A 26,991-nucleotide genomic window follows, 5' to 3' on the forward strand; every position below is an offset into this window, starting at 1 on the left:
TGTTCGATGCAGAGCTGGCGGAGTAGTCAGACACTCCGTTGATGTTCAGCTCAGTCGCTGTGAAGTCAGTGGCTTTGAAGTGAGTGGTGTTTCGATCTGAAGCGCTCGCAATATTTAAATCAACCGCCGACAACAGAGCGAGCAATGTGAGACTCAAAGGCTGATGTTGAGACAGTTTTGACACTCGTTAACGGGCAATCCGCTAACTCTTTCATCAAACGATCCATCTTCAACTCAATAAGACCAGCCATCCAGCTGGCCATAAACACAAAAAAGCCCCCTAAAGGGGGCTGAGTGAAGTCAAGCAACAAATAATAGGGCTTTTAAATTATTTCGTTTCTGTGAATTCAGCATCAATGACATCATCACCAGCATTACTGGATCCATCGCCAGAGTTACCAGCAGCGGCACCATCATCACCAGAAGCTGCTGCCTCAGCACCCGCCTGTTGGTAAACAGATGCACCAACGGTGTAAAGCTCCTGCTGCAACTCCTCAAGGAGGGTCTTCATCGACTCAAAGTCCTCTTTTTCCGCTGCTTCCTTGAGCTTGGTGGACTTCTCTTCAACCTTGGACTTGGCGTCGGCGTCAACCTTGTCGCCGAGTTCAGCCAGTTGCTTTTCGGCTTGATACACAAGAGTTTCGGCCTGATTCTTCAGGTCAATCTTCTCGCGCTTCTCCTTATCAGCACTGGCATTGCTCTCGGCATCCTTCACCATCTTCTCAACTTCATTGTCAGAAAGAGTGGAGGCGCCTGTGATCGAAATCGACTGCTCTTTGCCGCTGCCCTTGTCCTTCGCAGTCACGCTCAAAATGCCATTGGCATCGATGTCGAACGTGACTTCGATCTGAGGCACACCGCGAGGGGCAGAGGGGATGCCATCCAGACGGAAGGTACCAAGACTCTTGTTGTCGGAGGCCATCTCGCGCTCACCTTGGAGCACGTGAATCTCAACGTTGGTTTGACCGTCCACAGCTGTGGAATAAGTCTCAGATTTTTTGGTTGGAACAGTGGTGTTCCTCGTAATCATTTTCGTCATCACCCCTCCGAGCGTCTCGACGCCCAGGGATAGAGGTGTGACATCAAGGAGCAAGATGTCCTTGACTTCACCGGCCAACACACCGCCTTGAATGGCGGCTCCGATGGCCACCACCTCATCAGGGTTCACGGTCTGATTGGGATCCTTACCGGTGGTGCGCTTCACAAGCTCCAGCACAGCCGGAATCCTGGTGGAACCACCCACCATCACAATCTCGTCAAGCTCACTTGATGAAAGCTTGGCATCTTTCAAAGCCTGCTCAACCGGGATGCGGCAACGATCGATCAGCGTGGAAGCCAGCTCTTCAAACTTGCCGCGCGTCAGGGTGAGATCGAGATGCTTAGGGCCTTCAGGGGTCGCCGTAATAAAAGGCAAATTGATCTCGCTCTGAGTCGCGCTCGAGAGCTCAATTTTCGCCTTCTCAGCAGCTTCGGTCAGACGCTGCAGAGCCTGCTTGTCCTGACGAAGATCAATACCTTCGTTGGATTTAAAGCTATTAGCAAGGTGGTCAACAATCACCTTGTCGAAGTCATCACCACCAAGATGCGTGTCACCCGAAGTGGAGAGCACTTCAAACACACCATCACCAACTTCGAGCACAGACACATCAAAGGTGCCGCCGCCAAGGTCGAAGACAAGGATGCGTTCGTTGCTCTTTTTGTCGAGGCCGTAAGCCAACGCCGCAGCTGTGGGCTCATTGATGATGCGCAGCACTTCAAGACCAGCGATCTTGCCGGCGTCTTTCGTGGCTTGGCGCTGAGAATCGTTGAAATAGGCGGGCACGGTGATGACCGCTTGGGTCACCGTTTCACCGAGGTACTTACCGGCATCTTCAGCCAGCTTGCGAAGTACCTGAGCACTCACCTCTTCAGGGGCGAACTGCTTGTCGAGAACAGGACACTTGACTTTGACGTTCGAGCCTGCCTTCTCGACTGAATAACTCACCTCTTTGGATTCATCATTCACTTCATCAACACGACGTCCGATGAAACGTTTGACGGAATAAAACGTGTTGTCGGTGTTCATCACCGCTTGACGCTTGGCGATCTGACCGACCAGCTGATCCTGGTTTTTTGTGTAGGCCACCACCGATGGCGTGGTGCGAAAGCCCTCAGCATTGGCGATAACGGTGGGCTTGCCGCCCTCCATCACCGAGACACAACTGTTGGTGGTACCTAAATCAATGCCGACAACCTTGCCCATTAGTGCCCTCCTATCCCTCGAAAAAATGTGACTAGAACACGTGCATCTTCGTCAGAGACATCACCAAGAGGCGAGGTGTGGTTCCCGAACAGCCCGAACGGCAGGCTGGTCTGGTCTGACAAACAAAGGAATGATCAGCGGAACCACGGCACTGGTCGCACTGTTGGGACAACCAGTGAGCCACTCACTCTCACCGGTCATGCAAAACGCAGCCCTGAAGGCGATGGGGCTCGACTGGAGCTTCATGGCACTGCCCTGTAGCGCTGATGATCTCGCCAGCGTGCTCAAGGGACTAGAGGCCGTGGGGTGCCGTGGGCTCAACGTCACCATCCCCCATAAACAGGCTGTCTCCTTGCTCTGTGAGGAACTCAGCCCGCTAGCTCAACGACTTGGGGCCGTCAACACGCTGACTCCTTTATCCCGTGGTGGCTGGCACGGGCACAACACCGATGTAGAAGGCTTTCTCGCCCCGCTCCTACAAAATTATCCGGACTGGAGCGGAAGGAGAGCCGTGGTGGTGGGTTGTGGAGGAAGCGCCCGGGCGGTGGTAGCGGGTTTGCAGGACGTCAACCCAAGCGAAATCACAATCGTGGGGCGTCGGGCTGAAACACTCGAACCGTTTTGCAGCTCGCTCCAGCAAGGAAGACCAACCAACGCTGTCCAGTTACAACCTCTTTTAAACAACGACCCGCAACTGCAAACCCGAATTCAACAAGCAGATCTGGTGGTCAACACCACCCCGATTGGCATGAGCAGCCATCAGCCTGATCAAGGTTCCGCTCTGCCGCTTGGCGAAGACATCTGGAACAACCTCTCTGCTCACACCGTGCTCTACGACCTGATCTACACACCACGACCCACGCCATGGCTGCAGCGCGGGGAAGCATTGGGCTGCCGCACCTATGACGGCCTGGAGATGCTGGTGCAGCAAGGGGCCGCCGCTCTCCGTCGTTGGAGTGGCATTGATGAGATTCCGGTGGACGTGATGCGGGAAGCAGCTCTCAAAAACCTGAGCCATTCCTAAACGCCACCTAGCCTTGAGGCATTCACCAGCTTCAACCTGTGCCCATCCCCATCTGGCAGCGCCTGCTTGGTTTGTTGGTTTATGTGTTGCCTTGGAGCGATGCCATCCCCATCGGCCAACACCTGCTCATTCAATTCCCTGTGTTGCAGTGGCTGACCCTGCCGGCCTTGCCTCTCTTCATTTTGGAGCGGGGAATTCCTTTTGGTCTGGGGAACCTTCTGGTGTTTTTCTTGTTGTTCTTAGCGGTGGTGAGGAATCCAAACGTTCCTTACTTCATTCGCTTCAACACCTTGCAAGCTCTGTTGGTTGACATCATTGTGGTGATTATTAGCTATGCGTTCGCCATCCTGCCCATCGGCGGAGGACTGATGATGCGCACCCTTTCCAGCACGGTGGTGGTGGGTGTTCTGGCGGTCGTGATCTTTGCCCTGATCGAGTGTTCTCGAGGTCGTGAGCCCGACCTGCCCGGCTTAAGCCAAGCGGTTCGCATGCAGTTGTACTGATCCCCATAACACCAGGAGATAAGGTGGTAGATCCGTCGCTCATTCACTGAGCCTTCAGTCCCCGTCGGATCTGTCTCCATGACCCAACAGCCTTATTACGAGACCATGTACATCCTCCGTCCGGACATTCCGGAAGAGGAAGTGGAGTCTCACGTAACCAAGTACCGCGACATCTTGGCTGAAGCGGGTGCCGAGGTTCTCGACAATCAAATGCGCGGCAAGCGTCGTCTGGCCTATCCGATCGCCAAGCACAAAGAAGGCATCTACGTGCAGCTGAGCCACAACGGTGATGGCCAACAAGTGGGTGTCATCGAAAAAGCGATGCGTCTCAGTGAAGATGTCATCCGTTATCTCACCGTGAAGCAAGACGGCCCCTTGCCTGCTCCTCGCGTGGCGCCAGGAACAGAAGCACCAGCAGAGCCAGAAGCGGCTGCTCCTGCCTGACGGCCATTGTGCAAGCCATGGCTGGGCGATAACGTCCGGCCATGGCGCATCAGGACTCCAGCTATTGCTCACCTCCACCCGTCTGGAAAGCCGCTCGACCCCCCAGTGGTGACGTCGAAGCACTCAAAGCCAGGGTGAACGAACTTGAACAGCAGGTCAGGGACTACGAAACGCTGCTGAGCGAACTCCCCGACCTCTTTGAACGCAAATTCCAACAGCGCTTGGAACCGCTGCTTGAGCGCTACCGGTTGTTAGCTCAGGCACAGCAATTAATGGCAGGACCATCTGAAGCCGAGATCGTTCCTCTGCCCTTACGCGCCGATCGACAAGGGCAGCAGCAACGCAACATCGCAGCCTGAACTCGCAGCCTGAACTCAACGCCGATGTTTGGCGGCCCACAAGCGCGTGGGTAAGCCCCAAACGTAGATAAAGCCCTCAGCAGCACGGTGGTCAAACTTGTCTTCGCTGCCGTATGAGGCCATCTCCGGGACGTACAAGCTGTTGTCTGTAGAGGATCTCCCGGTAACCGTGGCATTGCCCTTGTGAAGCCTCAGGCGCACGACCCCATTCACATGCACCTGAGTGCGATCCATAAAGCCATCAAGGGCATCTTTGAGAGGACCAAACCAAAGGCCCTGATAAACGAGATCTGCCCATTGCATCTCAAGCTGGCGCTTTGTCCGCAACACATCGGCGGCAAGGGTGAGACTCTCCAACTCCTGATGCGCCTGAATCAACAGCAGCAATCCAGGCGTTTCGTAAATCTCCCGACTTTTGATTCCCACCACACGGTTCTCGATCATGTCGAGACGACCAATGCCATGGGTGCCTGCCAAGCGGTTGGCTTCCCGGATCAAGGCCACGGGATCCAGCCGTTTGCCATTGATGGCCACAGGATTGCCACCGTCAAACTGAATCTCGATCTCCTCAGCATCGTTAGGGGCTTGATCCACGGAACGGGTCATGGCAAAGACCTCTTCAGGTGGTGCCACCATCGGGTCTTCCAAGGGACCAGCTTCAATGCTGCGCCCGAGCAGGTTGAGGTCGATCGAATACGGGGATTTTTTGCTCACGGGGGATGGCATGCCAAACCGCTCGCCATAGGCAATCGTTTCCTCGCGGCTCATGCCCCATTCACGCGCTGGGGTTAACACCTTCAAATCGGGTGCAAGCGATGCAATCGCCACATCAAAACGCACCTGATCGTTTCCCTTGCCGGTGCAGCCATGGGCCACAGCATCAGCGCCTACCTCTCGTGCCACCTCCACGAGCCGACGGGCAATCAAGGGACGCGCCAAGGCTGTTGAGAGGGGATAGCGACCCTCATATAAGGCATTCGCGCGAATCGCTGGAAAGGCGAATTCCTCGATAAAGGGCTTAATGAGATCACCAACCAAAGATTGACTGGCTCCCGCCTCAAGGGCCTTGAGTCGTATGGGTTCCAGTTCATCGCCCTGACCGAGATCAGCGGCGAAGGTGATCACCTCCTCCACACCCCACTCCTGCTTGAGGTAGGGGATGCAGACGCTGGTGTCCACCCCACCGGAATAGGCAAGAACGACCTTGGTTGCGCGTCCCATCAGGTGGACTCCTGCTCTGAATCAGATTGCACTGATTCTCCACTCCCGCCGGCCCGCTGGACCGATTGAGGGGCCTGCCGAGCGAGCCAAAACAGCCAAAGCGCCATCAAAAAGGCAGGCACAAACAATAGGGAAAGCACCGGAACCGTGGACACCACCAGCGGATCGGGATGCAGGCGCCCCCATTTCCAAAGGCCAAAACTCAGTAACAAAGCCCCGCCCCACACAGAGAGGAGCAGCCAAACCTTGGCCAAGAGACATCCTCAAGACTGCACTGAACTATGATGATCGATTACGGAACTGGACAGTGTCGTCTGAGTTGAGCGCCCTCGACAACATCAATCCAGCTCTGACGCGTTATGGGCGTAAGGAACCTGCACCGGTGCTGCCCCTGCGCGAAGAGCCCGATTTGCTGAGCTGGCTGGAAACCAGTGGCCGCCTTGTAGAGGACGAGGAGTCCAGCACAGCCGAAGTGAGCACCGTGGAAGAAGAAGAGCTCTCTGCTCTCATGGGCGAGAAAGAGGATTACAACGCTGCCGATGAGCAAACAGAAGAGAATTGGGAAGATTGATTTAAGGTCCCTGCCCTAAGCCGTTAATGGAACGGGACGTGAACGACGTACAAGAGACTCCCCCACCCCTTCAGGGGAAAGTCTCTGCGGCTGTGCTTGCCGTTGTTGTGGTTGCAGCAGCGTTCGCATCGGACCGCTGGATCCCCAACAGCCTGCTGAGCCTTCCATTGCTGATAGCGACCTTGATCGCTGCAATCGTGACCTGGTGGGGAGTACCCAAGCTCCGTGACTTAAAACTTGGGCAAGTGATCCGAGAGGAGGGGCCTCAGGCCCATCTCAACAAATCAGGCACCCCCACCATGGGTGGACTGCTGGTCGTGCCGGTCGGCGTGATCGTGGGCGGCCTGATCAGCTGGAGCGGTCGACCGGCTGAACAACTCTTAGCCGTGGCCTTCATCACACTCGCCTACATGGTGGTGGGAGGAATTGACGATTGGCGCAGTCTCACCAAACACACGAACACGGGTTTAACGCCACGAGGAAAATTACTTCTTCAAGCCCTAGCCGCCGTGATCTTTCTGATCTGGGCAGGAATGCGCGGTTGGATCAGTGGTGATGTGGCCTTGCCGTTTGACATCACCCTTCCCTTGGGCTGGCTGATTTGGCCTCTTGCCGTTTTTGTGTTTTTAGCCGAAAGCAACGCCACCAACCTCACCGATGGCTTGGATGGTCTTGCCGCCGGTTGCGGGGCCCTGGTGTTCACCGGCATGGCACTCCAGCTCACGTTGCGCGGAAACAGCGGAGATCCAAGCCTTGCTGGGTTCTGCATGGCCATGGCGGGCTGCTGGATTGGTTTCCTTGTGCACAATCGCAATCCAGCCAAAGTGTTTATGGGCGACACCGGCTCTCTAGCCATGGGCGCCGCTCTCACAGCTGTGGCCCTACTAACAAACAGCCTTTGGCCCTTGCTGGTGATGGGTGGAGTGTTCCTAGCTGAATCCCTCTCCGTGATCATTCAAGTGTGGGTTTTCAAAGCAACCAAAGGCGCTGATGGTGTGGGTCGCAGGGTGTTCCGAATGTCGCCACTGCACCATCACTTTGAATTGGGCGGTACACCAGAGCAGCTTGTCGTGCCTGGATTCTGGCTGACCACTGCAGCATTGGTAGCCGCTGCTTTGGTGCTTCTTCTCCCTGCATGACCCCATCAAACATGCATCACACTCGCTTGAATACATCCATAAAACCAACAACGAAGAATAGCTAGTTCAAACAATTAACTCTTGAAAAGCAAGAAACTGATTTTTTCAATCGCGCATGCAATTATTCCACCCAAGTGTATTAAGAAATATCTATTAATACCTAAGTGTTGATTCATAATGCTAGAACGAACCTACAAATTAACCGAAAAGAGTGTGACAAAACATCTACTATCTATTCTCACGACGATATGGCTTATATTAGTGACGACAAGTCTTTCATCACAACAACCAATCAGAGCAAAAGAAAACAATTCGAATTACGATGTCTTCTCTTCAACCTTAAAATCACCTCTTATTGGCGAAAAAGAAATCATTGTTGCAAGATCATATAGCAGAAGAGAAAGATTTAACTCTTATGCTGCAAGTAGTTATGATTATTGGGACGCAAAACTGATTGGAATGTACTTTCGGCAGTCTCCCTATGAATCAAAACTTTGGATTGGGAATAAATTTCTATTCATGCCTTACTACGAAGCTGCTAATACTGTCAACGAAGTATTGGGTTCTGCAAGAAATCAATATCTTATGACAACTAGATTCAACAATCCAAGTACTCTTAGACTATACAATCACGGATTTGGCTACAACGATGCTGTCTTACTGGCGAGATTTTGGAACAACGGCAGGCGGGTAACGCCATATCAAATAATGCAAAGCAAATATAGAATTGATCAAACACTTGCTCGCGGAAATGAAGAATATATAAACAGATCTCTAGAGCTAGCAAAAAGACTGTACTCCTATTAAACACTTGGAAACAAATGACCTAAAATCTCGTATTGGTTTTGAAATTGAGCTACTTGCACCTAGAGGAAAGTCAAGGCGTGACCTAGCGAATGCCATCGCAGAATTTTATGGCGGGATCGTAAAAAGAGTATTTCATCCACAAGCCGAGCCAATACATATTCCAAACAACCCAATTTTTGAAAATCTTACTCTTGGATTTAAAATCTATTCGTCATCTGATGAGTTAATTGCACTTTGCCTTGACGACCTTACCCTGCAAAGCGATTTTAACAAATCAGTTGGTCCAAAAGATGATTGGTATCGAATCGTAAGTGACGACCCAAGGCTATTGCAATTAGTTGCTTGTCAGGTTAATGCAGAATTACCGATTGATAACGTGTTAACAAGAATTGCTGATCTCTACCATACAACTGTACAAAGTGATAATTCTGGGATGAAACGCGTGGTTGATCTGACAAATCAAACCATTACTATCGCAGCTCCTCTGCCGGGTGAACGCGAGCGAGCGTGTGAATTGGTTACGACTCCAATCAAAAATCATCATCAGGATCAACTGAACACCCTTTTAAATATTGCTAAATCACTAAAGTTCACAATTCCTAGCGAAGGAGCAACACACCTTCACTTTGAAGCATTTGAGTTTTATTCAGCTCATACTATCAGAAATATTATCAACCTCTTTGGAACTTACGATAAAATCCTAATGGTCTTATTCAATACAAACAAAAAATGCATACGTCTCGGGAGATGGCATCAATCAATTTTTGAACTTGTAGAGAAACCATGGTTTTTAACACTATCATGGGAACAAGTTAAATACGAATTTAAGCAATTACCACTTACAAAGTATTGCAACTACAACCTGGTCAACATCATTCACGAAATCCCAGAAAAACCAACATTTGAAGTTCGCATCCTTCCATCTACTCTTGATCCATTCGAAATTACATGCGCGGCATCTGTCATCGAAACACTTTTAGTGATGGCTCGCTCCTCAGTGAGCTATGGCCAAACCTTAGCGATATCACCTAAGAAAGAAAATATCCAAGAGTTCCTAACCACTATGAACATCAGCGAGAGCGTTCGACAATTCTACTTACAAAACAATTCAATCTAAACAAACAGAGATCAAAGCGAAGATATTGACTCTATCCCCCTTTTATATCAACTTTATTCCAAACAACCTAAACTCCTTAGCAACAAAGAATATCAACAAGACCTGAGTTTCTAATGATGTCCTACTTCACCTGGAAAGAAGCCGGCCTTACGAGCGACTGCGCCAGCCTTGAAGCGATGGCCTCCCGCTTTGAAGAAGCAGCCAGCCTGATGCGCCGGATGGCAAAAGAGGGCTTTGAGCTCCACTCACAAAGTCGTCAACAACGCATCACCCACAGCGATGCCGAAGTCTTTGCCTCTTGGGGCTTCGTGAATGAAGAACCTGCCTTCCGCCAGCTCACCTTGATCAGCAATCCAGCCACCGAGCCGCCCTGCCCCTAATCAACGACGGCGGAACCCGCCAATCACCCACACCAAGACAAACAAAAACGAAGAGAGCCCGAGGTAGATCAAGGCCCACTTTTGAACGGTGGCAATCTCCCAGCCAAACAGCAGACCATTGGCCGCATCTCCAGCCGTTGTAAAAGCAAGCGGCAAAGGCATGAGGGCAAAGCGAGAAGATCAAGCCATGCTGCCTTGAAATTCACCATGACGACCTTCCCAAAGACAGTGATGCTGCTCGGCAGCGGCGAACTGGGCAAAGAGGTAGCGATCGCCGCCCAGAGACTGGGTTGCCACGTGATCGCCTGCGACCGTTACGCCGGTGCACCAGCCATGCAGGTCGCTGATCAGGCCGAGGTGCTCAACATGACCGATCCAAACGACCTGAAGGCTGTTGTAAACAAACATCAGCCGGATGTGCTGATCCCAGAAATCGAAGCACTGGCTGTGGATGCCCTGCAAGCACTGGAAGACAACGGCATCTGCGTCATTCCCACCGCCAGAGCCACTGCGGTCACGATGAATCGCGACCGAATCAGGAATCTGGCGGCAGGCGAACTCGCACTGCGCACCGCACGCTTTGCCTATGCCTCCAATGCAGAGGAGCTCCACCGTGCCGCCGCTCCGTTGGGTTGGCCCGTGGTCGTCAAGCCGGTGATGAGTTCATCTGGAAAAGGCCAAAGCGTGGTTCACTCCGCTACTGAATTAGATCGGGCCTGGGAGATCGCCATGGCAGGAGCTCGGGGCAGCTCAGCCCAGGTGATCGTGGAGGAATTTCTTGATTTTGATCTTGAAATCACCCTGCTCACCATTCGTCAACACGATGGAACCACCCTGTTTTGCCCGCCGATTGGTCATCAACAAGCCAACGGCGACTATCAATGCAGTTGGCAGCCCGCGCCGATCTCGGCCGCCCAACTGCAACAGGCCCAAACGATGGCACGCAGCGTTACAGACAATCTTGGCGGTGCCGGTCTGTTTGGGGTGGAATTTTTCTTATGTGGCGATGAAGTGGTGTTTTCCGAGCTCTCACCTAGACCTCATGACACCGGTCTGGTGACCTTGATCAGCCAAAACCTGAGCGAATTCGACCTGCATCTCCGTGCCGTATTGGGCCTACCCATCCCCTCGATCACGACTGCCGATGCTGCCGCCAGCCGCGTGATCCTGGCCGAAAGCCAAGGCAATCAAGTTCAATTCAGTGGGGTGGAACAAGCCCTCACGGAACCAGACACCAAGCTTCTGCTGTTTGGAAAACAAGAGGCCCGGCCAGGGCGTCGAATGGGCGTTGCCTTAGCCCGCGGCACCGATATCAACGAAGCCTTAGCCAAGGCAGACCGCTGTGCAGCGGCGGTCAAGATTCAGGTCAGTGACTGATCACGCCGGGCGCGTCCGCCCAAAAACCGATAGTGCTGGATCCCTTCCAGCACGCCCGGTAATTGGGAGCGACTTGCAAAGTAAACACGCTGTTGCTGTCGAAAATCATCCAAACAAGGATCGTGATCACCCAAGACAACCGTGGCGGGTCGACCGCAAACCAACTCGCCATCACCCTGTTCACTAGCCACCACCAACATCTGTTCCAGGGGAAGCCCCCAACGCAGTGCTAGGAACCGAATCGCTTCGCTACGGGATGCCCGCAGCGGTAGCACGTCTAGATACCAATGACAGCGAAGCTGGGGACGCGCCGCCTGGTGACGCTGGCGCAGACGTTGGCGGATCAAAGGAAGGATCTCTTCTCCGGCATCGCGAATCGTGTAGCTCAACTTGAACAATCCTTGCTGCTCTGGTGGCTGCAAATCAATGTGATCGGTGAGGTCGGCCAGGGCACTTTCCACACCTGCGCGGTCCCAATCCACTCCAATCTGCGCCGACCAAAACAAATCGGACTCACTCTCCTGGCCGTAATGAATTTCCGTACCAGCGCCAGTGATCCAAACCTTCGGTTCGGGTAGCAACAGCTCCCTAAACCGTTGTCTGGCGGCAGGCAACGAACGGCCCGACAGGATCCCTAACGAACACCGATCAAGCTGCTCACGCAAAACCCTGAGCGCATCCCCATCGGGCTGTTCCAAACTGCTATCGAGATCAAGCAGCAGCAAGCGATCGCCCAAAGGCTGGAAACCTGGAGTGGAGGGGATCTGCCTGGAGGCCAATGATATTGGCTGGGGTACCGCCTTCATTCGCTCCTGCATCAAGGCCAGGTAAGAACAAACGTGGGCATCCCAACTGAAATGGCGACTCACCGCCTCCACGCCGTTGTCACTCCAGCGGCTCCAGCGTTGAAGATCGGAGCCCGCACACTCCAAAGCATCTTGAAGGGCCTCTCGATCCGTCACATCTGCAAGGAGGCCGTTTTCACAGCGAGCAAGGATGTCCCGTGGTCCTCCGTCATCGGTGGCAACCATCGGCAATCCGCAAGCGGCAGCCTCCAACAAGGTGAGTCCAAAAGGCTCCGTCAGAGCAGGATTCACGAAGAGGCCTCGACGCTGAGCAGCCCAGCGATAGATAGCAGGGATCTGATCGCGACGATGCTGCTTGGGATAGGCAATGCGGCCATAGAGGTCGTAGCGATCAACAAGATCAAACACCTGCTGAAACACATCGCGCTGCTGTTTCTCCATCTGCCGGGGATCCTCCCGACACCCGAGCACCAGCACCAAATTGTGACGCTGCCGTAAAACCGCAGACCGGCCGAACGCCTCGACCAGAGCAGGAATGTTCTTGCGACGAACAGCCCTAGAAATCGCCAACAGCGGCGGAAGCTCAGGCTGACGCAAGAAAGGAGTTAAGAGTTCCGCAACCTCACTCTCCTCTGCAGCCACCAAACCAGGGTTAAAGCGGCGTGCGTCCACACCGGGAGGAACCACCTGAGCGCGATCAGCACGAAATCCGCCGTAACGGGAATATTGCTGATCACATTCCTGGCGCGTGCTGGTGATCACCAGATCGGCATGAGCCAGGGCCAACTCCTCCGCATCAATGCGACGGCTAATCGAATAGCTCTGCTCGAGCTGTTGATGATCCCCACCTCCAGCTAACAGGCGACGCTGCTTCTCACGGCCAAGGGAATGCCCTGTAAACACCAAGGGAATCCCAAGCCGACGACTCAGCAATGCCCCGACATAACCAGCATCGGCGTAGTGCGCATGAATCCAATCAGGTCGATTTTCGGGCTTCTGAAGGTGCACCACAAGCTGGTCAGCCAAATCCTCGAGATAGGGCCACAGCAATTCTTTGCGGAGATAGCGCTTCGGGCCGAAAGCAAAACGCTGGATGTCAGCACCGGCCGCAATCGCTTCAACTGGCTGAGCGTAATCAGCTGAAACCCGTCGGTCCTGAATCAGACGAGTGACCACATCGACGCGATCGACTTCGGCCCGAGCCGCAAGGCTGCGCACCAGTTCGAGCACATAGAGGGTTTGACCCCCGGTATCGGCGTCCCGTCCCAACTCCAAATCATGGGAGCGAAACAGTCCGTGGAGATGGAGATGAAGAAGCCGAAAACCCACAATCAACCCTCAACGAAACAAGACATGCCTCTGATGTCTTGATTAAGGGTTAAGGCGTTCAAACACGTTCAAAGCTGAAGACATCCTTAGAAATCAACAGCTAAAAGCATTTTCTTCGGTTAAAAGCCAGTCTGAGTCTGGATCTTTCGCCATCAGCGCAGAAACAAGCAAACGCAAACTGATGATGAAATGCAACGCAAATCAGTGGAAATAGATCAGCTTGTTCTGATCATTTCAAGACGTCGTTTTAAGAAAGGCTGTTTTTTAGAGCTGTCCAGTGACATCCACCAATGGAACGGACGCATTCCCCCATCCGCCTCCACTGAAGGTATGGGATGAGGGAACAGCCAGCTGTTCATTGATCCAAGCCAAGATCATGGGCCCAAGAATCGGCGCTTCCTTCTGATCTGCAGGCGCCCAAAGATTGAAATGACTGCCACCTGAAGCCAGCACAAGGCGGTGACCATTCGCCAATGGCTTCCCCCCCTGCAAAGGGACCACGGCCTCAGGATCGGAGGGCACCACCCAATCTTTTGTGCCACTCACCAACAACACCTTCGCCTGAAGAGAAGGTCCGCTCGACTCATCGAAAAGAAGCCTCATCGGTGGACTGACCACAACCGCTGCCTTGACACGAGGGTCAGCCAAGGATCCTTGATCAGCTCCTGACAACCAGCTGCATTGCAACACCCAACTGAGATTGCGATCTGGATCCCGAGGGTCCTGGCATCGCGTTTTCAGCTTCCTACTGGTGGTCTGTAGACCACTTAATTGCAACGCCGCTGTGGCACCCCATGAGTGCCCCACCACCGCTACGTCATCGATAGCAATCGGTTGTCCCGACAACAGGGTGCCTGCTTGCACTCCATCCAGAAGAGCAGAGACATCCAAGGGGCGAAACCGTAGCTCTTCAGAACTGGGCGGTGCTGCAGCACCACTGAGGAGATCTTTTTGCTGATCAGCATCACTCCCTGGGTGACTTGGCAACAGAACGGTGTACCCATTGGCAGCCAACAAGCGACCCCAGCCTTCGAAACTATCGGGCTCGTCCCACAGTCCATGGGAAATCACCACAAGCTTCCCGTTGGACGTTCCCTCTGGCGTCAACACCGTGATCTCGAGAGGTTCAGAGCGATGGGCCACAGCAAAGCGGATCTCAGCCCGCGTCCAGCCGTCAGCCCCCGATTCAGCCAGAGAGGTTGGCGCCGGGGCCATCGCTGTTCCTGTCTGCACAAGCGCACGGGCATCATCCTGATTGGCCCGCAAGCGTTTGGCGTAAGAAGCCAAAGCCTGAAAGTCGATCGATAACGACTCCCCCGGAACGCGACGAAGCATTCCCAGCAAATGGGGCTCTCCAGCGCGATAGGCCGCTTGAAGAGAATCCGACAGCATTTGTCCGCTGGTATCTGGCGGCAGACCCTCCACCTTCACCAGCTCGGACGCCGCCAATAAGGCTTGCTCCAGCAATGGATGGCCCACCGATTGCTCCAACACGCTCGACGTCCGCTGGGGAAGAGGTGCAGTCAGGAACTGAGCAAGCAGTCGAGACACCGAACCATCACCAGCCCGATCTAATTCCTGCAGGTCAGGGTTGGCCTCAATCAACTCCGCAGCGGTGCCTGCTCCCTTCAAATTGAGCGAAACACTTACATCCAAGAGGGGTAGATCAAACTTGAGTCGCTCAACTGCAGAAACGGATCCTGCCCCTAAAAAAGTGAATACGGAGGCCAGAGCAGCCGCACGAACGCCATCAACCCAACGATGAAACAAAAAAGTCATGCCGCCGCCTCGATCAATTCAGGTGGATGTTGCTGCAAAATCTTGCTGAGATAGCGACCGGTATGACTGGTTTCATGCTGGGCAACCTCCTCAGGCGTGCCAGTCACCACAACATGACCTCCCTTGTCACCGCCTTCTGGACCTAAATCAATGATCCAATCTGAACAACGGATCACATCCAGATTGTGCTCAATGCAAATAATCGAGTTTCCCTTATCAACAAGACGCTGCATCACATCCATCAACTTGTGGACATCATAAAAGCTGAGTCCAGTGGTTGGTTCGTCGATTAAATAGAGCGTTTTTCCCGTAGCGCGACGCGACAATTCAGTAGCAAGTTTGACGCGCTGAGCTTCACCTCCAGAAAGGGTTGGCGCTGGCTGGCCAAGTTTCACGTACCCCAAACCAACATCCACCAGGGTCCAAAGGCGATCTGCAGCCTGGGGGATCGCAGAAAACACATCCGCTGCCTGCTCCACTGTCATTTGGAGCACGTCGGCGATCGTGTGCCCTTTGTACGTGACCTGAAGCGTTTCGCGGTTAAACCGAGCCCCCTTGCAGACATCACATTGCACATACACGTCCGGTAAAAAATTCATTTCAATCACATTCACACCCTGGCCACGACAGGCCTCACAACGACCACCCTTCACATTGAAACTGAACTGTCCAACCTGATAACCGCGGGCCTTCGCTTCCACCGTTGCGGCAAAAATCTGACGAATAGGATCAAAAGCGCCTGTATAGGTAGCCGCATTCGAACGGGGAGTACGACCGATCGGAGACTGATCGATCACAATCACCTTGTCGATCGATTTGAGCCCGCGAAGTTCTCCCAATCCTTGTGGGAAAGGCACTTTATGGCCAAGTCCGTGCTCCAGTGCTGGATGGAGCAACTCATTCACCAAGGTGCTTTTACCGCTGCCGCTTACGCCTGTAACCGAAACCAGACGTCCAAGCGGAAACTCCACATTCAATCCCTCAAGATTGTTGCGAGAGCAATCGAGAAGTTTCAAACTACGGGTACCAACATTGCGTCGCTCTGCTGGAGTGGGAATACTCTTTCTTCCACTTAAATAAGCACCCGTTAAAGAATCCTCAGCGCCTAATAAATCATCAATCGACCCCTCGGCCACGATGTGACCGCCATGCACTCCGGCTCCAGGGCCAATATCGACAAGATGATCGGCAGCGCGAATCGTGTCTTCATCGTGCTCAACCACCACCAAGGTGTTGCCTAGATCTCTTAAACGTTCAAGCGTGGCCAACAAACGATCGTTGTCGCGCTGATGCAAGCCAATACTAGGTTCATCAAGCACATAAAGAACGCCCGTCAGCCCAGCACCAATTTGAGTCGCAAGGCGGATCCGCTGAGCTTCACCACCCGACAGCGTCATCGCTGGTCGATCCAAGCTCAGATAATCCAATCCCACGTCAAGGAGAAAACGCAGGCGCATCCGGATCTCCCTCAAAACAAGATCACCGATCTGAATCTGACGAGAGTTCAGCAAGGGCTCAGAGCCTTCATGGCTACCCACCCCCATCAAACGTTCAATGCGTTCAAGGGTTTGACCCACGCTGACAGCCGTAAGTTCAGTGATCCGAAACGGACCAACTTTCACTGCGAGCGCCTCGGGTCTTAAGCGCAGACCCGCGCAACTAGCGCAGGGGACAAGTTCGAGATATTTTTCAAGCTTTTGCCTCTGAGCTTCTCCACTTGCATCGCGAAGTTGACGCTCAAGGATCGGTAAAATCCCCTCAAAAGGTCTCATATAGGTTTGAGACTTTCGATAGCGACTATCCGCCTGAATTTGAATCGGCTCGCGACTCCCATTCAATAAAATATCCTTCTGTTCATCCGTTAGGTCCTTCCAAGGGGTCTTGATTTCAAATCCAAAGGCTTCGCCTACAGAATACAAAAGTGAGAAGTAATAGGAATTATCTTTTTCAGCCCATGGAACAACGGCGGAATACACCGGTTGTGATGGATCTGGAACAACGTGCTCTGAGGTGAATTTGCGTAGATGACCTAATCCATGACAATCATCACAGGCACCATAAGGACTATTAAATGAAAATAACCTTGGTGATAACTCTTCAATAACAGAGCCATGCTCTGGACAAGCAAAATTCTCTGAATAAAGACGCTCTTGTTCCACTCCCTCTGGTAATTCCTCTCCTTTTTTAGGAACCACTTCCACAATCGCTAAACCATCTCCCCGCTTCAAAGCCGTGCGCAAGGAATCATTGAGCCGTTCCTGAATTCCTTCCCGAGCGACAAGACGATCCACAACCACCTCAATGTTGTGCAGATGGTTTTTATCAAGTTCAATATTATCCGACAGCTCACGCACCTCACGATTAATCCGGATTCGAGCAAAACCCTCCGCAGCCAATCCACTGATTAATTTGCTGTGGGTTCCTTTCTTGCCACGGACCACTGGGGCTAAAAGTTGATAACGGGTCCCCTCAGGAAGCTTGAGAATTTGATCAACCATTTCATCAATGGTTTGAGGTCGAATCGCTCGATTGCACTGAGGGCAATGAGGTTCTCCTGCCCTACCAAACAACAGGCGCAAATAATCCTGAATCTCCGTCACCGTGCCAACGGTGGAGCGAGGGTTGTGGCTGGTTGATTTTTGATCAATCGAAATCGCTGGTGATAGCCCTTCAATGGCATCCACATCAGGTTTATCAACCTGGCCAAGAAATTGACGCGCATACGCAGACAAACTCTCTACGTATCGACGCTGACCTTCCGCAAAGATCGTGTCGAACGCCAATGAGCTTTTACCGCTGCCACTGACACCGGTGAAGACCACCAATTTGTTCCGCGGAATCGTGACGTCCACGTTTTTGAGGTTGTGCTGACGGGCGCCTCGCACCCGAATCACTTCCTCTAAGGACCCCCCACTCAAGTTCACAGTCTTCGACGAAGAATCCTTCGATGAAGCGGACTTTTCCTTTGCAGTCGGAGCAGGGCGCCCCATACGGAATGTGTTCAGCAGCCCAATAGTCTAAGGAGACTGCTGCTGTTCAGGCTGCTCGCTGATCCAACAAACTTGCCGCATAGGCCTGAGCATCATCAAAATCCCCTCCAGCCAATTCAGCCAATTCTTGGCGTCTGGCCTGAGTGTCCCGCAGGTGGGACACTCGCGAGCAGGTTTCACCGTTCAGCACCTCCTTGCTAACGCGGAAGTGATGATCTGCAGCGGCGGCCACTAAGGGTTGATGGGTCACACAAAACACCTGGCGGTGCTCGGCCATGGTTCGCAGCAAGTTGGCCATCTCTCCACTGACGCGGCCGCTCACGCCACTATCGATCTCGTCAAACAACAAGGTGCTGGAACCATCCACATCGGCCAGACAGGTTTTGAGTGCCAACAGAAAACGCGACATCTCCCCTCCTGAGGCCACCTCTCCTAACGGGGACAGGGGCTGGCCTGGATTCGCCGAAAATAAGAAGCAGATCGCATCTGCGCCTAGATCCATGGGATCAGCTGCAGAGAAATCCACCCGAAAGCGCACATTTTCAAGGCCCATCGGTCGCAAGTGGGCCGTCAAGCGCTCCTCCAAGCCCACGGCGGAAGCCTGTCGCAAAGCCGTGAGCGATTGGTTGCAGGAATCGCGATGCTTGCGAGCCTCTTGTTCCTGGTGGCGCAACACCTCCAACGCCGCGTCGGCACCCCCAGCGGCATGTTGATCGCGCAACGCATCACGCCGCTCAATCAACACCTTCAGTTCAACGCCATAACGCCGCTCCAAGCGTTTCAGCAAAGCCAGCCGTTCCTGCAGCACACCCAATCGTTCTGGATCGCTCTCCAAAGCCGCTCCATACGCTTCCAGGCCCCGGATTAAATCGAGAACACCAGCCTCCAGATCAAGGCAGCTCTCAGCCGAAACGTTCAGGGAGGCATCAAGGGTCTGCAATTGCTGCAGCTCGTGGCAGCAGGCCGTGAGGTGATCCAAAACCGATGGAGCCTGCTCAGCGCCGTCTTGAAGCCGGCCAATCAACACAGCAAGACCCTCGAGCAAGCGCACGCCATGGACCAAGCGGTCTTGCTCCTGTTCCAACTGTTGAATTTCGGAGGGGTCATCAAGGGAAGCTGCCTCGAGTTCCATCAACAACGCGTCTTGCTCCTGCTGCTCCTCTTGGAGACGACGTCGATCTTTCTCCAGCTTCAACACCTCGGCATGGCAGGTCTGCCAAACCTGGAAACACTCGCGCACAGTTTGTAAACACTGCGCGAGCGGCTCACCGCCGAGTCGATCGATCCAACGACGTTGCTGACCCGAATAGGCAAGCTGCTGGGTTTGACCCTGCACGGTGAGATCAATCAACAAGGGCCTGAGCTGAAGCAATTGCTGCCGGTTCACGACGGTGCCATTCAGCCTTGAGCGACTGCTCAAGCGTTCGTCTTGTCGTCGCCACTCCCGCGACAGAACCAAATCACCGCCGTCATCATCCAGTTGATGCTCTTGAAGCCAACGTCGCGCAGCGTCGTCGGGGGTGAAAGTCGCTTCAATCACCGCGCGATCACAACCCGTCCTTACCAAGCGCCCCGCAGACGTCCCTTGCATGCCACCCAGGAGAGCATCAAGCGCATCTAACAACAGTGACTTTCCTGCCCCTGTCTCACCGGTCAGCACGGTAAAACCTTGTTCGAACGCCAACTCCAAGCGCTCGATCAGTGCGATGTTGTCCAGTCTCAGACCGGTCAGCACGGCGAATCTCGAGGTTCAACAAACCGTAGCGACGGCTTCGGTCGTTTAGAAGGGACCACCAACGCAGTGGCGGCTGTGGCACAACAAGAGCTAGGAGATTTCATTGAGGCCGCCGGTCTGCTGGAGTACGACCCGGCTGCCATCACGCGGATCTATGCCGGCCATCCGCAACGCCTCCTGCGCCGCCTCTGGCAAACCCTCGTCCCCATTGGGCTTTTGCTGCTCGGAGTTGGTGTTGACAAGCTTCTAGGACTGCTCAGCAATCAGGAGCGAGCCCGAACCAGAGCCAGGGAATGTGCCAACTTGCTCGTTGATCTAGGCCCTGCATTCATTAAGGCGGGCCAAGCGCTTTCCACCCGTCCAGACATCGTTCCTCCTGTGCTGCTCGAGGAACTGGCCCAACTCCAAGATCAACTTCCTGGCTTCGATAGCGACCTTGCCATGGCCTGCATCGAGGATGACCTCGGTGCACCGGTCGACAGCATCTACTCCGAACTCGACCGCGAACCTATCTCCGCAGCATCGCTGGGCCAAGTGCACCAGGGGTATCTCAAGAACGGCCAGAAAGTTGCCGTGAAGGTGCAACGCCCTGGGTTGCGAGAACAAATCACTCTTGACCTCTACATTGTTCGCAACATTGCTGCATGGCTGAATAGCAACATCGGCCTTATTCGTAGCGATCTTGTTGCACTGATCGATGAATTAGGGAGCCGCGTTTTTGAAGAGATGGATTATCTCAACGAAGCAGCTAATGCAAATAAATTCCGCGAATTACACAAACAAAACCCGCGCATCGCCGTTCCCGAAATTTTTTCAGAAGCCACCAGTCGACGGGTGCTCACAATGGAATGGATCGATGGCGTCAAACTCACCAATCTCGAAGCTGTTCGGGAGTTAGGAATTGATCCCAATGACATGGTGGAAGTGGGAGTGAGCTGCAGTTTGCAACAGCTGCTCGAACATGGGTTTTTCCACGCTGACCCCCACCCTGGAAACCTCCTAGCGATGGCCGATGGTCGACTCTGCTACCTCGATTTCGGGATGATGAGTGAGGTCAGCCGTGAATCCCGAACCGGACTCATCCAAGCGGTTGTTCATCTTGTAAATCGCAACTTTGGAAAACTCTCCAAGGATTTCGTCACGCTCGGATTTTTAGCCGAAGACGTGAATTTGGAGCCGATCGTTCCTGCTTTTGAATCCGTCTTCAGTCAAGCGATCGAGATGGGCGTTAATCGCATGGATTTCAAAAGTGTGACCGACGATATGTCAGGTGTGATGTACAAATTCCCCTTCCGAGTTCCCCCTTACTACGCCCTCATCCTTCGCTCTCTCGTCACCCTTGAAGGCATTGCCCTGAGCGTGGATTCGGAGTTCAAAATTCTTGGTGCGGCCTACCCCTACTTCGCGAGACGTTTGATGGAAGATCCTGATCCTCAATTGCGTCAAAGTCTCAAAGAAATGTTGTTCGAAGGTGATGCATTCCGTTGGACAAGACTGGAAGGTCTTGTTGCAAGTGCAGGGAGTCAAAACCAATTAGATCTCGAGTCGTTGCTCGATCAAGTGCTCGACTTTCTGTTTTCAGCCAACGGCGGCATGCTCCGCAATCAATTGGTTGAAGCGGTAGCGGATCGTTTGGATGCGATTGGCTGGACAGCCCTACAACGCATCGGACGCCGTTTGCCCCGTCCTTTACAACCGCCGCTGCTCCTCGATATTTCGCCATCCCTCAACGAAGACAACTATCTCGACCTTGAACCGATCCGACAGCTCATCAACGTTTTGCAGCAGTTGCCAGGTTTCAACCCAGATCTTGTGTTTAGTCGGCTTCCTCGCTTGATTCGTGAGCGCGATGCAAGACAAATGGGGGTTGCGCTGGCACAAGGATTAGCCGAACGCGGAGTTGTCCGCCTCGTTAAAGCAGCAGCAGGAAGTCCGAATTAGATTCCGGCAATTGTTCAAGATCATGCCCCGCAAATCCAGCCGCCAAACCATCCTGGCGCTTGGTACCGCAATCGGTCTCAGCATTTCATCTGCGTTTCAACCGGTCCATGCTGCCAAGGATGTTGCTCTCGTCAGCGGAGCCTATAAACGATCGATCTCTGTGAGTGACCTTGTCTATCTCGCGGACACTGGCAAAGCCAGAGGCATTCTCTCTGATGTTCTTCGCCTTGGAAAACAGGATCCCAAAGAGGTCGCCAAATTACTGAACCAGAAGCTTGATCTTCCCTTAGTTCTTACCAGTCGTTTGATGTCCACTCGGATTGGAGACGTCATCATCCGCCGTGTCGCAACGATCATTTATCCCCTCAAAGTGCCCGATCCCTCGGTGAGCGTTCCTGCCATCCGAGCCGGTGTGATTAACGGTCTGCAAAAAGAAGAGGGTGGCCTCACCGTGATCAACTTTCTGGATGCCTATCCAGCAGAGGTGATGGAGGTGAATATTCCTGCTCTAATGGCCTTGATCGAAAAAGCTGAATCCATTGCTGGCTTGGTGAAATTCTTCTCCGATTCACCCCTCGACGGTTTGAAATAAAGCCCTCTTCCACCCGGCCCCTCGATCCAGACACATAGATTTCTGGAATTGCTGCTCTCTGCGGGTGTCCGTACTCAAGAACCTCCGCCGGCGTTTCACGGCCAAACCAGTCATGCAGGACTGGCCAGGACTGATTGAAGCCTATCGATCCTGGCTTCCCGTTTCCTCAGCCACTCCAGTGATCACCCTCCACGAAGGTGCCACTCCGCTGATCCCTGTCCCATCCATTGCGGAACGGATTGGTCGTGGCGTGAAGGTGTTCATCAAATACGACGGTCTCAATCCCACCGGATCCTTCAAGGATCGGGGGATGACCATGGCGATTAGCAAGGCTAAAGAAGCGGGCTGTGAGGCGGTGATTTGTGCCAGCACAGGCAATACGAGTGCTGCCGCGGCCGCCTATGCCCGACGAGGCGGGATGCGGGCCTTCGTGTTGATCCCAGACGGATACGTCGCGCAAGGGAAACTGGCGCAGGCCCTGGTCTACGGAGCCGAAGTGCTCGCGATCCGGGGCAATTTCGACCGTGCCCTCGACATCGTTCGCGAAGCAGCCGAGAAGTACCCCATCACCCTGGTGAATTCGGTGAACCCTTACCGATTGCAGGGACAGAAAACAGCAGCCTTTGAAATCGTCGATGCCCTAGGAGATGCTCCCGACTGGCTGTGTATTCCGATGGGCAATGCCGGAAATATCACGGCTTACTGGATGGGATTCCAGGAATATCAACAAGCTGGTCGCAGTCGGCGTTTGCCGCGAATGATGGGGTTTCAGGCCAGTGGCTCCGCGCCGCTGGTGAATGAAACCACCGTGAGTGATCCAGAAACAATCGCGACCGCGATTCGCATTGGCAACCCGGTGAATCGAGACAAGGCGATCGCAGCCCGTCAGGCCAGCAACGGAGCCTTCCTAGATGTCACCGATGAGGAAATCATCGCTGCCTACAAACTTCTCGGTGGCCAGGAGGGAATCTTCTGTGAACCCGCCAGTGCAGCCTCAGTGGCGGGCTTGATCAAACGGGCAGCAGAGGTGCCAGACGGATCCACCGTGGTCTGTGTGTTGACCGGGAATGGTCTGAAAGATCCGGACTGCGCGATCAACAACAATGACGCCGCCTTTTACGCCGATCTTGATCCCGATCTGAGCACCGTGGCCAAGGTGATGGGTTTTTAAAGCGGCACGCGATTGAAGCGCGAACACACAGGCTGCAGTTTGTTGATGTCATCCGGATGAGCGGATTCATGGATGTCAACACCTGGATGATCGTTGGCTTCTTATTGGCGGCCTACTCGGTTGTTGCCAACGACTCACTTCAAACCCTCGGGACTTACATCTCTTCGAACAAGACACGCAGTCCAAAAGTGGTGCAGATGGCCTTCATCAGCACGGTCACGATTGCGGTGCTGATGCTCGGTTGGTTTCTCAAGAACGGTGATCCTGCCTGGGGTCGTCTCAATGTTCCTGGTCAGGAGTTTCCACTTCCTGAACCCTTCACCTGGGTCTACATCCTTCCTCCCCTCGCCGTTCTGGCGCTTACTCAATGGGGTGCCCCCGTGAGCACCTCCTTTCTGGTGCTCTCCTCGTTCCATCCAGCCAATATCGGACAGCTGCTAACGAGCTCTCTGACGGGTTACATCGTGGCGTTTTTCGTTGGTCTCAGCGCCTACGGCCTGGGCGTGTGGCTGCTGGAGCGCTGGGTCTTCCTGCGGACTCAAGAAGGCAAACAAGTCAACAAGATCTGGTATGGCCTGCAGTGGTTCTCCACCGGTTTTCTATGGAGCATGTGGCTGGTGCAGGACCTCGCGAACATTTTTGTTTTCCTGCCTCGCCAACTTGACTTCTTGGCCATGGCGATCTGCACGGCGGTGCTCTGCGTGGGCCTATGTGTGCTGGTCGCCACCGGTGGTGGCCCGCTCCAGGCCGTCTTACGCACCAAAACCAACACCTCCGATCTGCGATCGGCCACGGTGATTGATTTCTTCTTTGGACTGTGCCTGCTCTACAAAGCCTTCCTATCCAGCTTCCCCCTCAGCACCACATGGGTGTTCCTGGGATTGATCGGTGGTCGGGAGATCGCCCTGCGGGTCAAGGAACAGGAGTTTGAGGTTGTATTCACCAATCGTGAGGGGGGAAATCTTGGCAGGATCATCGGTATGGACCTTTGGAAGGCCTTCGTTGGCCTTGTTGTGAGCCTCGGGATTGCACTCGGCATTCAAACCCTGGTTTGACGCACCGGCATCCATGCAACGGCATTAATGGGCACCAAATCAGCTGGGTTCGGACCAGAAACTGCCTGAGGAATCCACTGATTCGCCCGACTCAAAACCGTGGAAAACTAAGGACAACTCCTCACCCCAAGCAGCCAGAAGTTTTCCCCAGGGTGTGAGTGATGGGGAAACAGGGCGAATCTCCCCATCGCTCTCTATTCATTCCACAACGCACCGGCTTCAAAAGCGGGTAATAACAGGAGGTTTTGGGCTTATTTCCCCTGTTTCCACAAGACCTACTACGGCTGTTTTAGTAGTTCTTTTAAGAAAATAAAAACAGCCCTAAAGCCGGGGAACACGAAAAAAACGTGAAAGCATTGCGCTTCTCCCAACCGTGTGAAATCGTGAGGTGAGATTTGTTCACGCCGTTGACTCGGACCTCATGAAACTGGTCTGTTCCCAGGCAGAACTCAACGCAGCCCTTCAGTTGGTCAGTCGAGCTGTCGCCTCGCGTCCAACCCATCCGGTGTTGGCCAATGTTTTGCTCACCGCTGATGCCGGCACCGATCGCCTCAGCCTCACTGGATTCGATCTGAATTTGGGAATTCAGACGTCACTCCCCGCTTCTGTCGAAAGCAGTGGTGCCGTGACCTTGCCCGCCCGCTTGCTAGGCGAAATTGTTTCCAAGTTATCCAGCGATTCGCCGGTGTCGTTGTCCTGTGATGCCGGCGCTGAACAGGTGGAGCTCACCAGCTCGAGCGGCAGCTATCAGATGCGAGGAATGCCTGCGGATGATTTTCCCGAGCTTCCTCTCGTGGAGAACGGCACCGCCTTACGGGTGGATCCCTCATCTCTGCTGAAAGCCCTGCGTGCAACCTTGTTTGCTAGTAGTGCTGATGAAGCGAAACAACTCCTCACTGGAGTTCATCTGCGCTTCAATCAAAAGCGTTTGGAGGCCGCATCCACCGACGGGCATCGGCTTGCGATGTTGACGGTTGAGGATGCCTTGCAGGCTGAAATCAGTGTCGACGAGTCTGAGCCTGATGAATTAGCCGTCACGCTTCCGGCACGTTCCCTGCGTGAGGTGGAGCGATTAATGGCGAGCTGGAAAGGAAACGATCCGGTCAGCCTGTTTTGTGAGCGAGGTCAGGTTGTGGTGCTCGCGGCCGATCAGATGGTGACCAGTCGCACCTTGGAAGGGACCTATCCCAATTACCGCCAGCTGATTCCCGATAGTTTTAGCCGCACGATTGATCTCGATCGGCGGGCTTTTATTTCTGCTTTGGAACGCATTGCTGTCTTGGCCGACCAACACAACAATGTGGTCAGGATCGCTACGGAGTCAGCCACGGGACTGGTTCAGATCAGTGCGGATGCCCAGGAGGTGGGCAGTGGTTCTGAGTCTTTACCGGCAGAGATCAACGGTGATGCCGTGCAAATTGCCTTCAACGTGCGCTATGTGCTGGATGGTCTCAAGGCCATGGATTGTGATCGGGTCCGACTGTCTTGCAACGCCCCCACGACGCCGGCGATTCTGACCCCCGCTAACGATGATCCAGGCCTCACCTATCTGGTGATGCCTGTTCAGATTCGTTCCTGACACCGTTCACGACACCTTGACTGTTCCGGACCAGCTCCTCTTGAGCGATCTGTTGCACCACCGGGTGCGCTGTGATCAGGGCCTTGACCATGGACCAGGGGTCATGGCTTGGATGCACCCACCAGTGCACCGTCTGCTCGGTTGGGTGAGTCGCCCGTCTGCGTTGCGTACAAGCCGAGACGTTTGGCGTCTTGATCAATGTCGGGGATTCGACGATCAGCAGGTGTTTGTGAAAGGGGCTCCTGCTGAAGCCGATCAGATCACCTTGGATCGCTTGCCAACCCTGTTGGATGCCGATCTTCTCAACGTGGATGGAGAGAGGATCGGGATCATCGCTGATTTGGCCTTTTTGCCTGCGAGCGGGCAGATCAGTCATTACCTCGTGGCACGCAGTGACCCTCGGCTGCCTGGAACCAGTCGCTGGCGCTTGTTGCCGGATCGAATCGTTGACCAACAGCCCGGCTTGGTCTCCACGGCGATCCATGAACTTGATGATTTACCTCTGGCTCGGGCCAGTGTTCGTCAGGATTTTCTTCAGCGCTCAAGACACTGGAGAGAACAGCTGCAGCAGTTTGGAGATCGCGCTGGTGAGCGCTTAGAGGGTTGGTTAGAACAACCCCCATGGGACGAGCCTCTTGGGGCCTCTGACCTGGAGTCTTCCTATCCGACGGAAGCATCGCCTTCTGTGGACCCCATCGATGACTGGGATGATGCTGATTGGCCCGATGATCCTCCGGTTGAGCGTGGCCGTTCCGTTCGAAATGATTCGAGGGCTCGAAATGATTGGCCCGATCATGAGGAAGATCCTTGGGTCTGATCGTCGGCAACAC

The 26,991-nt window shown here is 53.8% G+C and carries 24 protein-coding genes; 16 read left to right on the forward strand and 8 right to left on the reverse strand.

The genetic code is table 11. From position 1 onward, the window contains the following. Nucleotides 1-328: 328 nt before the first annotated feature. Nucleotides 329-2,242, reverse strand: coding sequence for a molecular chaperone DnaK (gene dnaK / locus DXY38_RS07430; protein WP_115071100.1), 1,914 nt, complete (start codon nucleotides 2,240-2,242; stop codon nucleotides 329-331). A gap of 130 nt (nucleotides 2,243-2,372) precedes the next feature. Here dnaK and DXY38_RS07435 point away from each other — a divergent pair, with 130 nt between their 5' ends. The 4 genes from DXY38_RS07435 (at nucleotide 2,373) to DXY38_RS07450 (ending at nucleotide 4,572) form a co-directional block, all read left to right on the forward strand. Then, nucleotides 2,373-3,266, forward strand: coding sequence for a shikimate dehydrogenase (locus DXY38_RS07435; protein ID WP_115071101.1), 894 nt, complete (start codon nucleotides 2,373-2,375; stop codon nucleotides 3,264-3,266). Between the two features lie 38 nt (nucleotides 3,267-3,304). After that, nucleotides 3,305-3,769 (forward strand): Tic20 family protein, encoded by a 465-nt coding sequence (locus tag DXY38_RS07440; RefSeq protein ID WP_006854938.1) that lies wholly within the window; start codon nucleotides 3,305-3,307, stop codon nucleotides 3,767-3,769. 78 nt (nucleotides 3,770-3,847) lie between these two features. Continuing rightward, nucleotides 3,848-4,213 (forward strand): 30S ribosomal protein S6, encoded by a 366-nt coding sequence (rpsF, locus tag DXY38_RS07445; protein ID WP_115071102.1) that lies wholly within the window; start codon nucleotides 3,848-3,850, stop codon nucleotides 4,211-4,213. 41 nt (nucleotides 4,214-4,254) lie between these two features. Then, a complete protein-coding gene (locus DXY38_RS07450) occupies nucleotides 4,255-4,572 on the forward strand; it encodes a hypothetical protein (RefSeq protein ID WP_115071103.1) in 318 nt (105 codons plus the stop codon). Between the two features lie 15 nt (nucleotides 4,573-4,587). Here DXY38_RS07450 and DXY38_RS07455 read toward each other — a convergent pair whose 3' ends face one another. Both DXY38_RS07455 and DXY38_RS07460 read right to left on the reverse strand, forming a co-directional pair. Next, a complete protein-coding gene (locus DXY38_RS07455) occupies nucleotides 4,588-5,793 on the reverse strand; it encodes an argininosuccinate synthase (protein ID WP_115071104.1) in 1,206 nt (401 codons plus the stop codon). After that, nucleotides 5,793-6,047 carry a hypothetical protein gene (locus tag DXY38_RS07460; RefSeq protein WP_115071105.1) on the reverse strand — a complete coding sequence of 85 codons (255 nt, stop codon included), beginning with the start codon at nucleotides 6,045-6,047 and terminating at the stop codon, nucleotides 5,793-5,795. The genes DXY38_RS07455 and DXY38_RS07460 overlap by 1 nt, the downstream gene beginning before the upstream one ends. 53 nt (nucleotides 6,048-6,100) lie before the next feature. Here DXY38_RS07460 and DXY38_RS07465 point away from each other — a divergent pair, with 53 nt between their 5' ends. The 5 genes from DXY38_RS07465 to DXY38_RS07480 all read left to right on the forward strand — a co-directional run bounded on the left by DXY38_RS07465 (nucleotide 6,101) and on the right by DXY38_RS07480 (nucleotide 9,807). Continuing rightward, a complete protein-coding gene (locus DXY38_RS07465; protein ID WP_006854943.1) occupies nucleotides 6,101-6,364 on the forward strand; it encodes a DUF3134 domain-containing protein in 264 nt (87 codons plus the stop codon). Nucleotides 6,365-6,390: 26 nt separating this feature from the next. Further along, complete coding sequence (mraY, locus tag DXY38_RS07470; protein WP_115071106.1) at nucleotides 6,391-7,503, forward strand: phospho-N-acetylmuramoyl-pentapeptide-transferase; 1,113 nt, start codon at nucleotides 6,391-6,393, stop codon at nucleotides 7,501-7,503. A gap of 261 nt (nucleotides 7,504-7,764) precedes the next feature. Next, a complete protein-coding gene (locus DXY38_RS13475) occupies nucleotides 7,765-8,310 on the forward strand; it encodes a hypothetical protein (RefSeq protein ID WP_136988062.1) in 546 nt (181 codons plus the stop codon). 4 nt (nucleotides 8,311-8,314) lie between these two features. Continuing rightward, nucleotides 8,315-9,427, forward strand: coding sequence for an amidoligase family protein (locus DXY38_RS07475; RefSeq protein WP_170952889.1), 1,113 nt, complete (start codon nucleotides 8,315-8,317; stop codon nucleotides 9,425-9,427). A 116-nt stretch (nucleotides 9,428-9,543) separates the two neighbouring features. Beyond that, nucleotides 9,544-9,807 carry a hypothetical protein gene (locus tag DXY38_RS07480; protein WP_115071108.1) on the forward strand — a complete coding sequence of 88 codons (264 nt, stop codon included), beginning with the start codon at nucleotides 9,544-9,546 and terminating at the stop codon, nucleotides 9,805-9,807. Here the strand turns inward: DXY38_RS07480 and DXY38_RS07485 are convergent, their stop codons facing one another. Further along, on the reverse strand, nucleotides 9,808-9,969 hold the full coding sequence (locus tag DXY38_RS07485) for a hypothetical protein (RefSeq protein ID WP_006854947.1): 162 nt from the start codon (nucleotides 9,967-9,969) through the stop codon (nucleotides 9,808-9,810). Between the two features lie 45 nt (nucleotides 9,970-10,014). Here DXY38_RS07485 and purT point away from each other — a divergent pair, with 45 nt between their 5' ends. Further along, on the forward strand, nucleotides 10,015-11,184 hold the full coding sequence (gene purT / locus DXY38_RS07490; RefSeq protein WP_115071109.1) for a formate-dependent phosphoribosylglycinamide formyltransferase: 1,170 nt from the start codon (nucleotides 10,015-10,017) through the stop codon (nucleotides 11,182-11,184). On the opposite strand, the gene DXY38_RS07495 is transcribed toward purT, so the two are convergent. The 4 genes from DXY38_RS07495 to recN form a co-directional block, all read right to left on the reverse strand. Continuing rightward, nucleotides 11,169-13,319, reverse strand: coding sequence for an HAD family hydrolase (locus tag DXY38_RS07495; protein ID WP_115071263.1), 2,151 nt, complete (start codon nucleotides 13,317-13,319; stop codon nucleotides 11,169-11,171). The two genes, purT and DXY38_RS07495, sit on opposite strands and share 16 nt — an antisense overlap. 264 nt (nucleotides 13,320-13,583) lie before the next feature. After that, on the reverse strand, nucleotides 13,584-15,098 hold the full coding sequence (locus DXY38_RS07500) for an alpha/beta fold hydrolase (RefSeq protein ID WP_115071110.1): 1,515 nt from the start codon (nucleotides 15,096-15,098) through the stop codon (nucleotides 13,584-13,586). After that, the gene (gene uvrA / locus DXY38_RS07505; protein WP_115071111.1) at nucleotides 15,095-18,088 is read right to left on the reverse strand and encodes an excinuclease ABC subunit UvrA; all 2,994 of its coding nucleotides are present in this window, start codon (nucleotides 18,086-18,088) and stop codon (nucleotides 15,095-15,097) included. The genes DXY38_RS07500 and uvrA overlap by 4 nt, the downstream gene beginning before the upstream one ends. 46 nt (nucleotides 18,089-18,134) lie before the next feature. Further along, nucleotides 18,135-19,823 carry a DNA repair protein RecN gene (recN, locus tag DXY38_RS07510; protein WP_115071112.1) on the reverse strand — a complete coding sequence of 563 codons (1,689 nt, stop codon included), beginning with the start codon at nucleotides 19,821-19,823 and terminating at the stop codon, nucleotides 18,135-18,137. A 75-nt stretch (nucleotides 19,824-19,898) separates the two neighbouring features. Between recN and DXY38_RS07515 the strand changes: the two genes are divergently transcribed. From DXY38_RS07515 to DXY38_RS07540, 6 genes are all read left to right on the forward strand, one after another. Further along, on the forward strand, nucleotides 19,899-21,764 hold the full coding sequence (locus DXY38_RS07515; protein WP_170952901.1) for an AarF/ABC1/UbiB kinase family protein: 1,866 nt from the start codon (nucleotides 19,899-19,901) through the stop codon (nucleotides 21,762-21,764). Between the two features lie 22 nt (nucleotides 21,765-21,786). After that, entirely contained in the window at nucleotides 21,787-22,356 is a 570-nt protein-coding gene (locus DXY38_RS07520) for an alpha/beta hydrolase (RefSeq protein ID WP_115071114.1), read from the forward strand. Between the two features lie 112 nt (nucleotides 22,357-22,468). Further along, nucleotides 22,469-23,527, forward strand: coding sequence for a threonine synthase (gene thrC / locus DXY38_RS07525; protein WP_006854955.1), 1,059 nt, complete (start codon nucleotides 22,469-22,471; stop codon nucleotides 23,525-23,527). 56 nt (nucleotides 23,528-23,583) lie between these two features. Further along, nucleotides 23,584-24,582, forward strand: a complete 999-nt coding sequence (locus tag DXY38_RS07530) for a hypothetical protein (RefSeq protein ID WP_115071115.1) — start codon at nucleotides 23,584-23,586, stop codon at nucleotides 24,580-24,582. Nucleotides 24,583-25,003: 421 nt separating this feature from the next. Continuing rightward, on the forward strand, nucleotides 25,004-26,161 hold the full coding sequence (dnaN, locus tag DXY38_RS07535; protein ID WP_115071116.1) for a DNA polymerase III subunit beta: 1,158 nt from the start codon (nucleotides 25,004-25,006) through the stop codon (nucleotides 26,159-26,161). A 16-nt stretch (nucleotides 26,162-26,177) separates the two neighbouring features. Then, the gene (locus DXY38_RS07540; RefSeq protein ID WP_115071117.1) at nucleotides 26,178-26,978 is read left to right on the forward strand and encodes an RNA methyltransferase; all 801 of its coding nucleotides are present in this window, start codon (nucleotides 26,178-26,180) and stop codon (nucleotides 26,976-26,978) included. Nucleotides 26,979-26,991 lie beyond the last annotated feature (13 nt).

Origin of the sequence: Synechococcus sp. UW179B, from assembly GCF_900474245.1 — a bacterium.
In the GTDB taxonomy this organism is placed as follows: domain Bacteria; phylum Cyanobacteriota; class Cyanobacteriia; order PCC-6307; family Cyanobiaceae; genus Synechococcus_C.

Coding starts and splice junctions, on each gene's coding strand:
- DXY38_RS07530 (WP_115071115.1), top strand. CDS start 23,584: ATGAGCGGATTCATGGATGTCAACACCTGGATGATCGTTGGCTTCTTA.
- uvrA (WP_115071111.1), bottom strand. CDS start 18,088: ATGGGGCGCCCTGCTCCGACTGCAAAGGAAAAGTCCGCTTCATCGAAG.
- DXY38_RS07520 (WP_115071114.1), top strand. CDS start 21,787: ATGCCCCGCAAATCCAGCCGCCAAACCATCCTGGCGCTTGGTACCGCA.
- DXY38_RS07485 (WP_006854947.1), bottom strand. CDS start 9,969: ATGCCTTTGCCGCTTGCTTTTACAACGGCTGGAGATGCGGCCAATGGT.
- DXY38_RS07500 (WP_115071110.1), bottom strand. CDS start 15,098: ATGACTTTTTTGTTTCATCGTTGGGTTGATGGCGTTCGTGCGGCTGCT.
- thrC (WP_006854955.1), top strand. CDS start 22,469: ATGCAGGACTGGCCAGGACTGATTGAAGCCTATCGATCCTGGCTTCCC.
- DXY38_RS07435 (WP_115071101.1), top strand. CDS start 2,373: ATGATCAGCGGAACCACGGCACTGGTCGCACTGTTGGGACAACCAGTG.
- DXY38_RS07455 (WP_115071104.1), bottom strand. CDS start 5,793: ATGGGACGCGCAACCAAGGTCGTTCTTGCCTATTCCGGTGGGGTGGAC.
- DXY38_RS07480 (WP_115071108.1), top strand. CDS start 9,544: ATGTCCTACTTCACCTGGAAAGAAGCCGGCCTTACGAGCGACTGCGCC.
- mraY (WP_115071106.1), top strand. CDS start 6,391: ATGGAACGGGACGTGAACGACGTACAAGAGACTCCCCCACCCCTTCAG.
- DXY38_RS07450 (WP_115071103.1), top strand. CDS start 4,255: ATGGCGCATCAGGACTCCAGCTATTGCTCACCTCCACCCGTCTGGAAA.
- dnaK (WP_115071100.1), bottom strand. CDS start 2,242: ATGGGCAAGGTTGTCGGCATTGATTTAGGTACCACCAACAGTTGTGTC.
- purT (WP_115071109.1), top strand. CDS start 10,015: ATGACGACCTTCCCAAAGACAGTGATGCTGCTCGGCAGCGGCGAACTG.
- dnaN (WP_115071116.1), top strand. CDS start 25,004: ATGAAACTGGTCTGTTCCCAGGCAGAACTCAACGCAGCCCTTCAGTTG.
- rpsF (WP_115071102.1), top strand. CDS start 3,848: ATGACCCAACAGCCTTATTACGAGACCATGTACATCCTCCGTCCGGAC.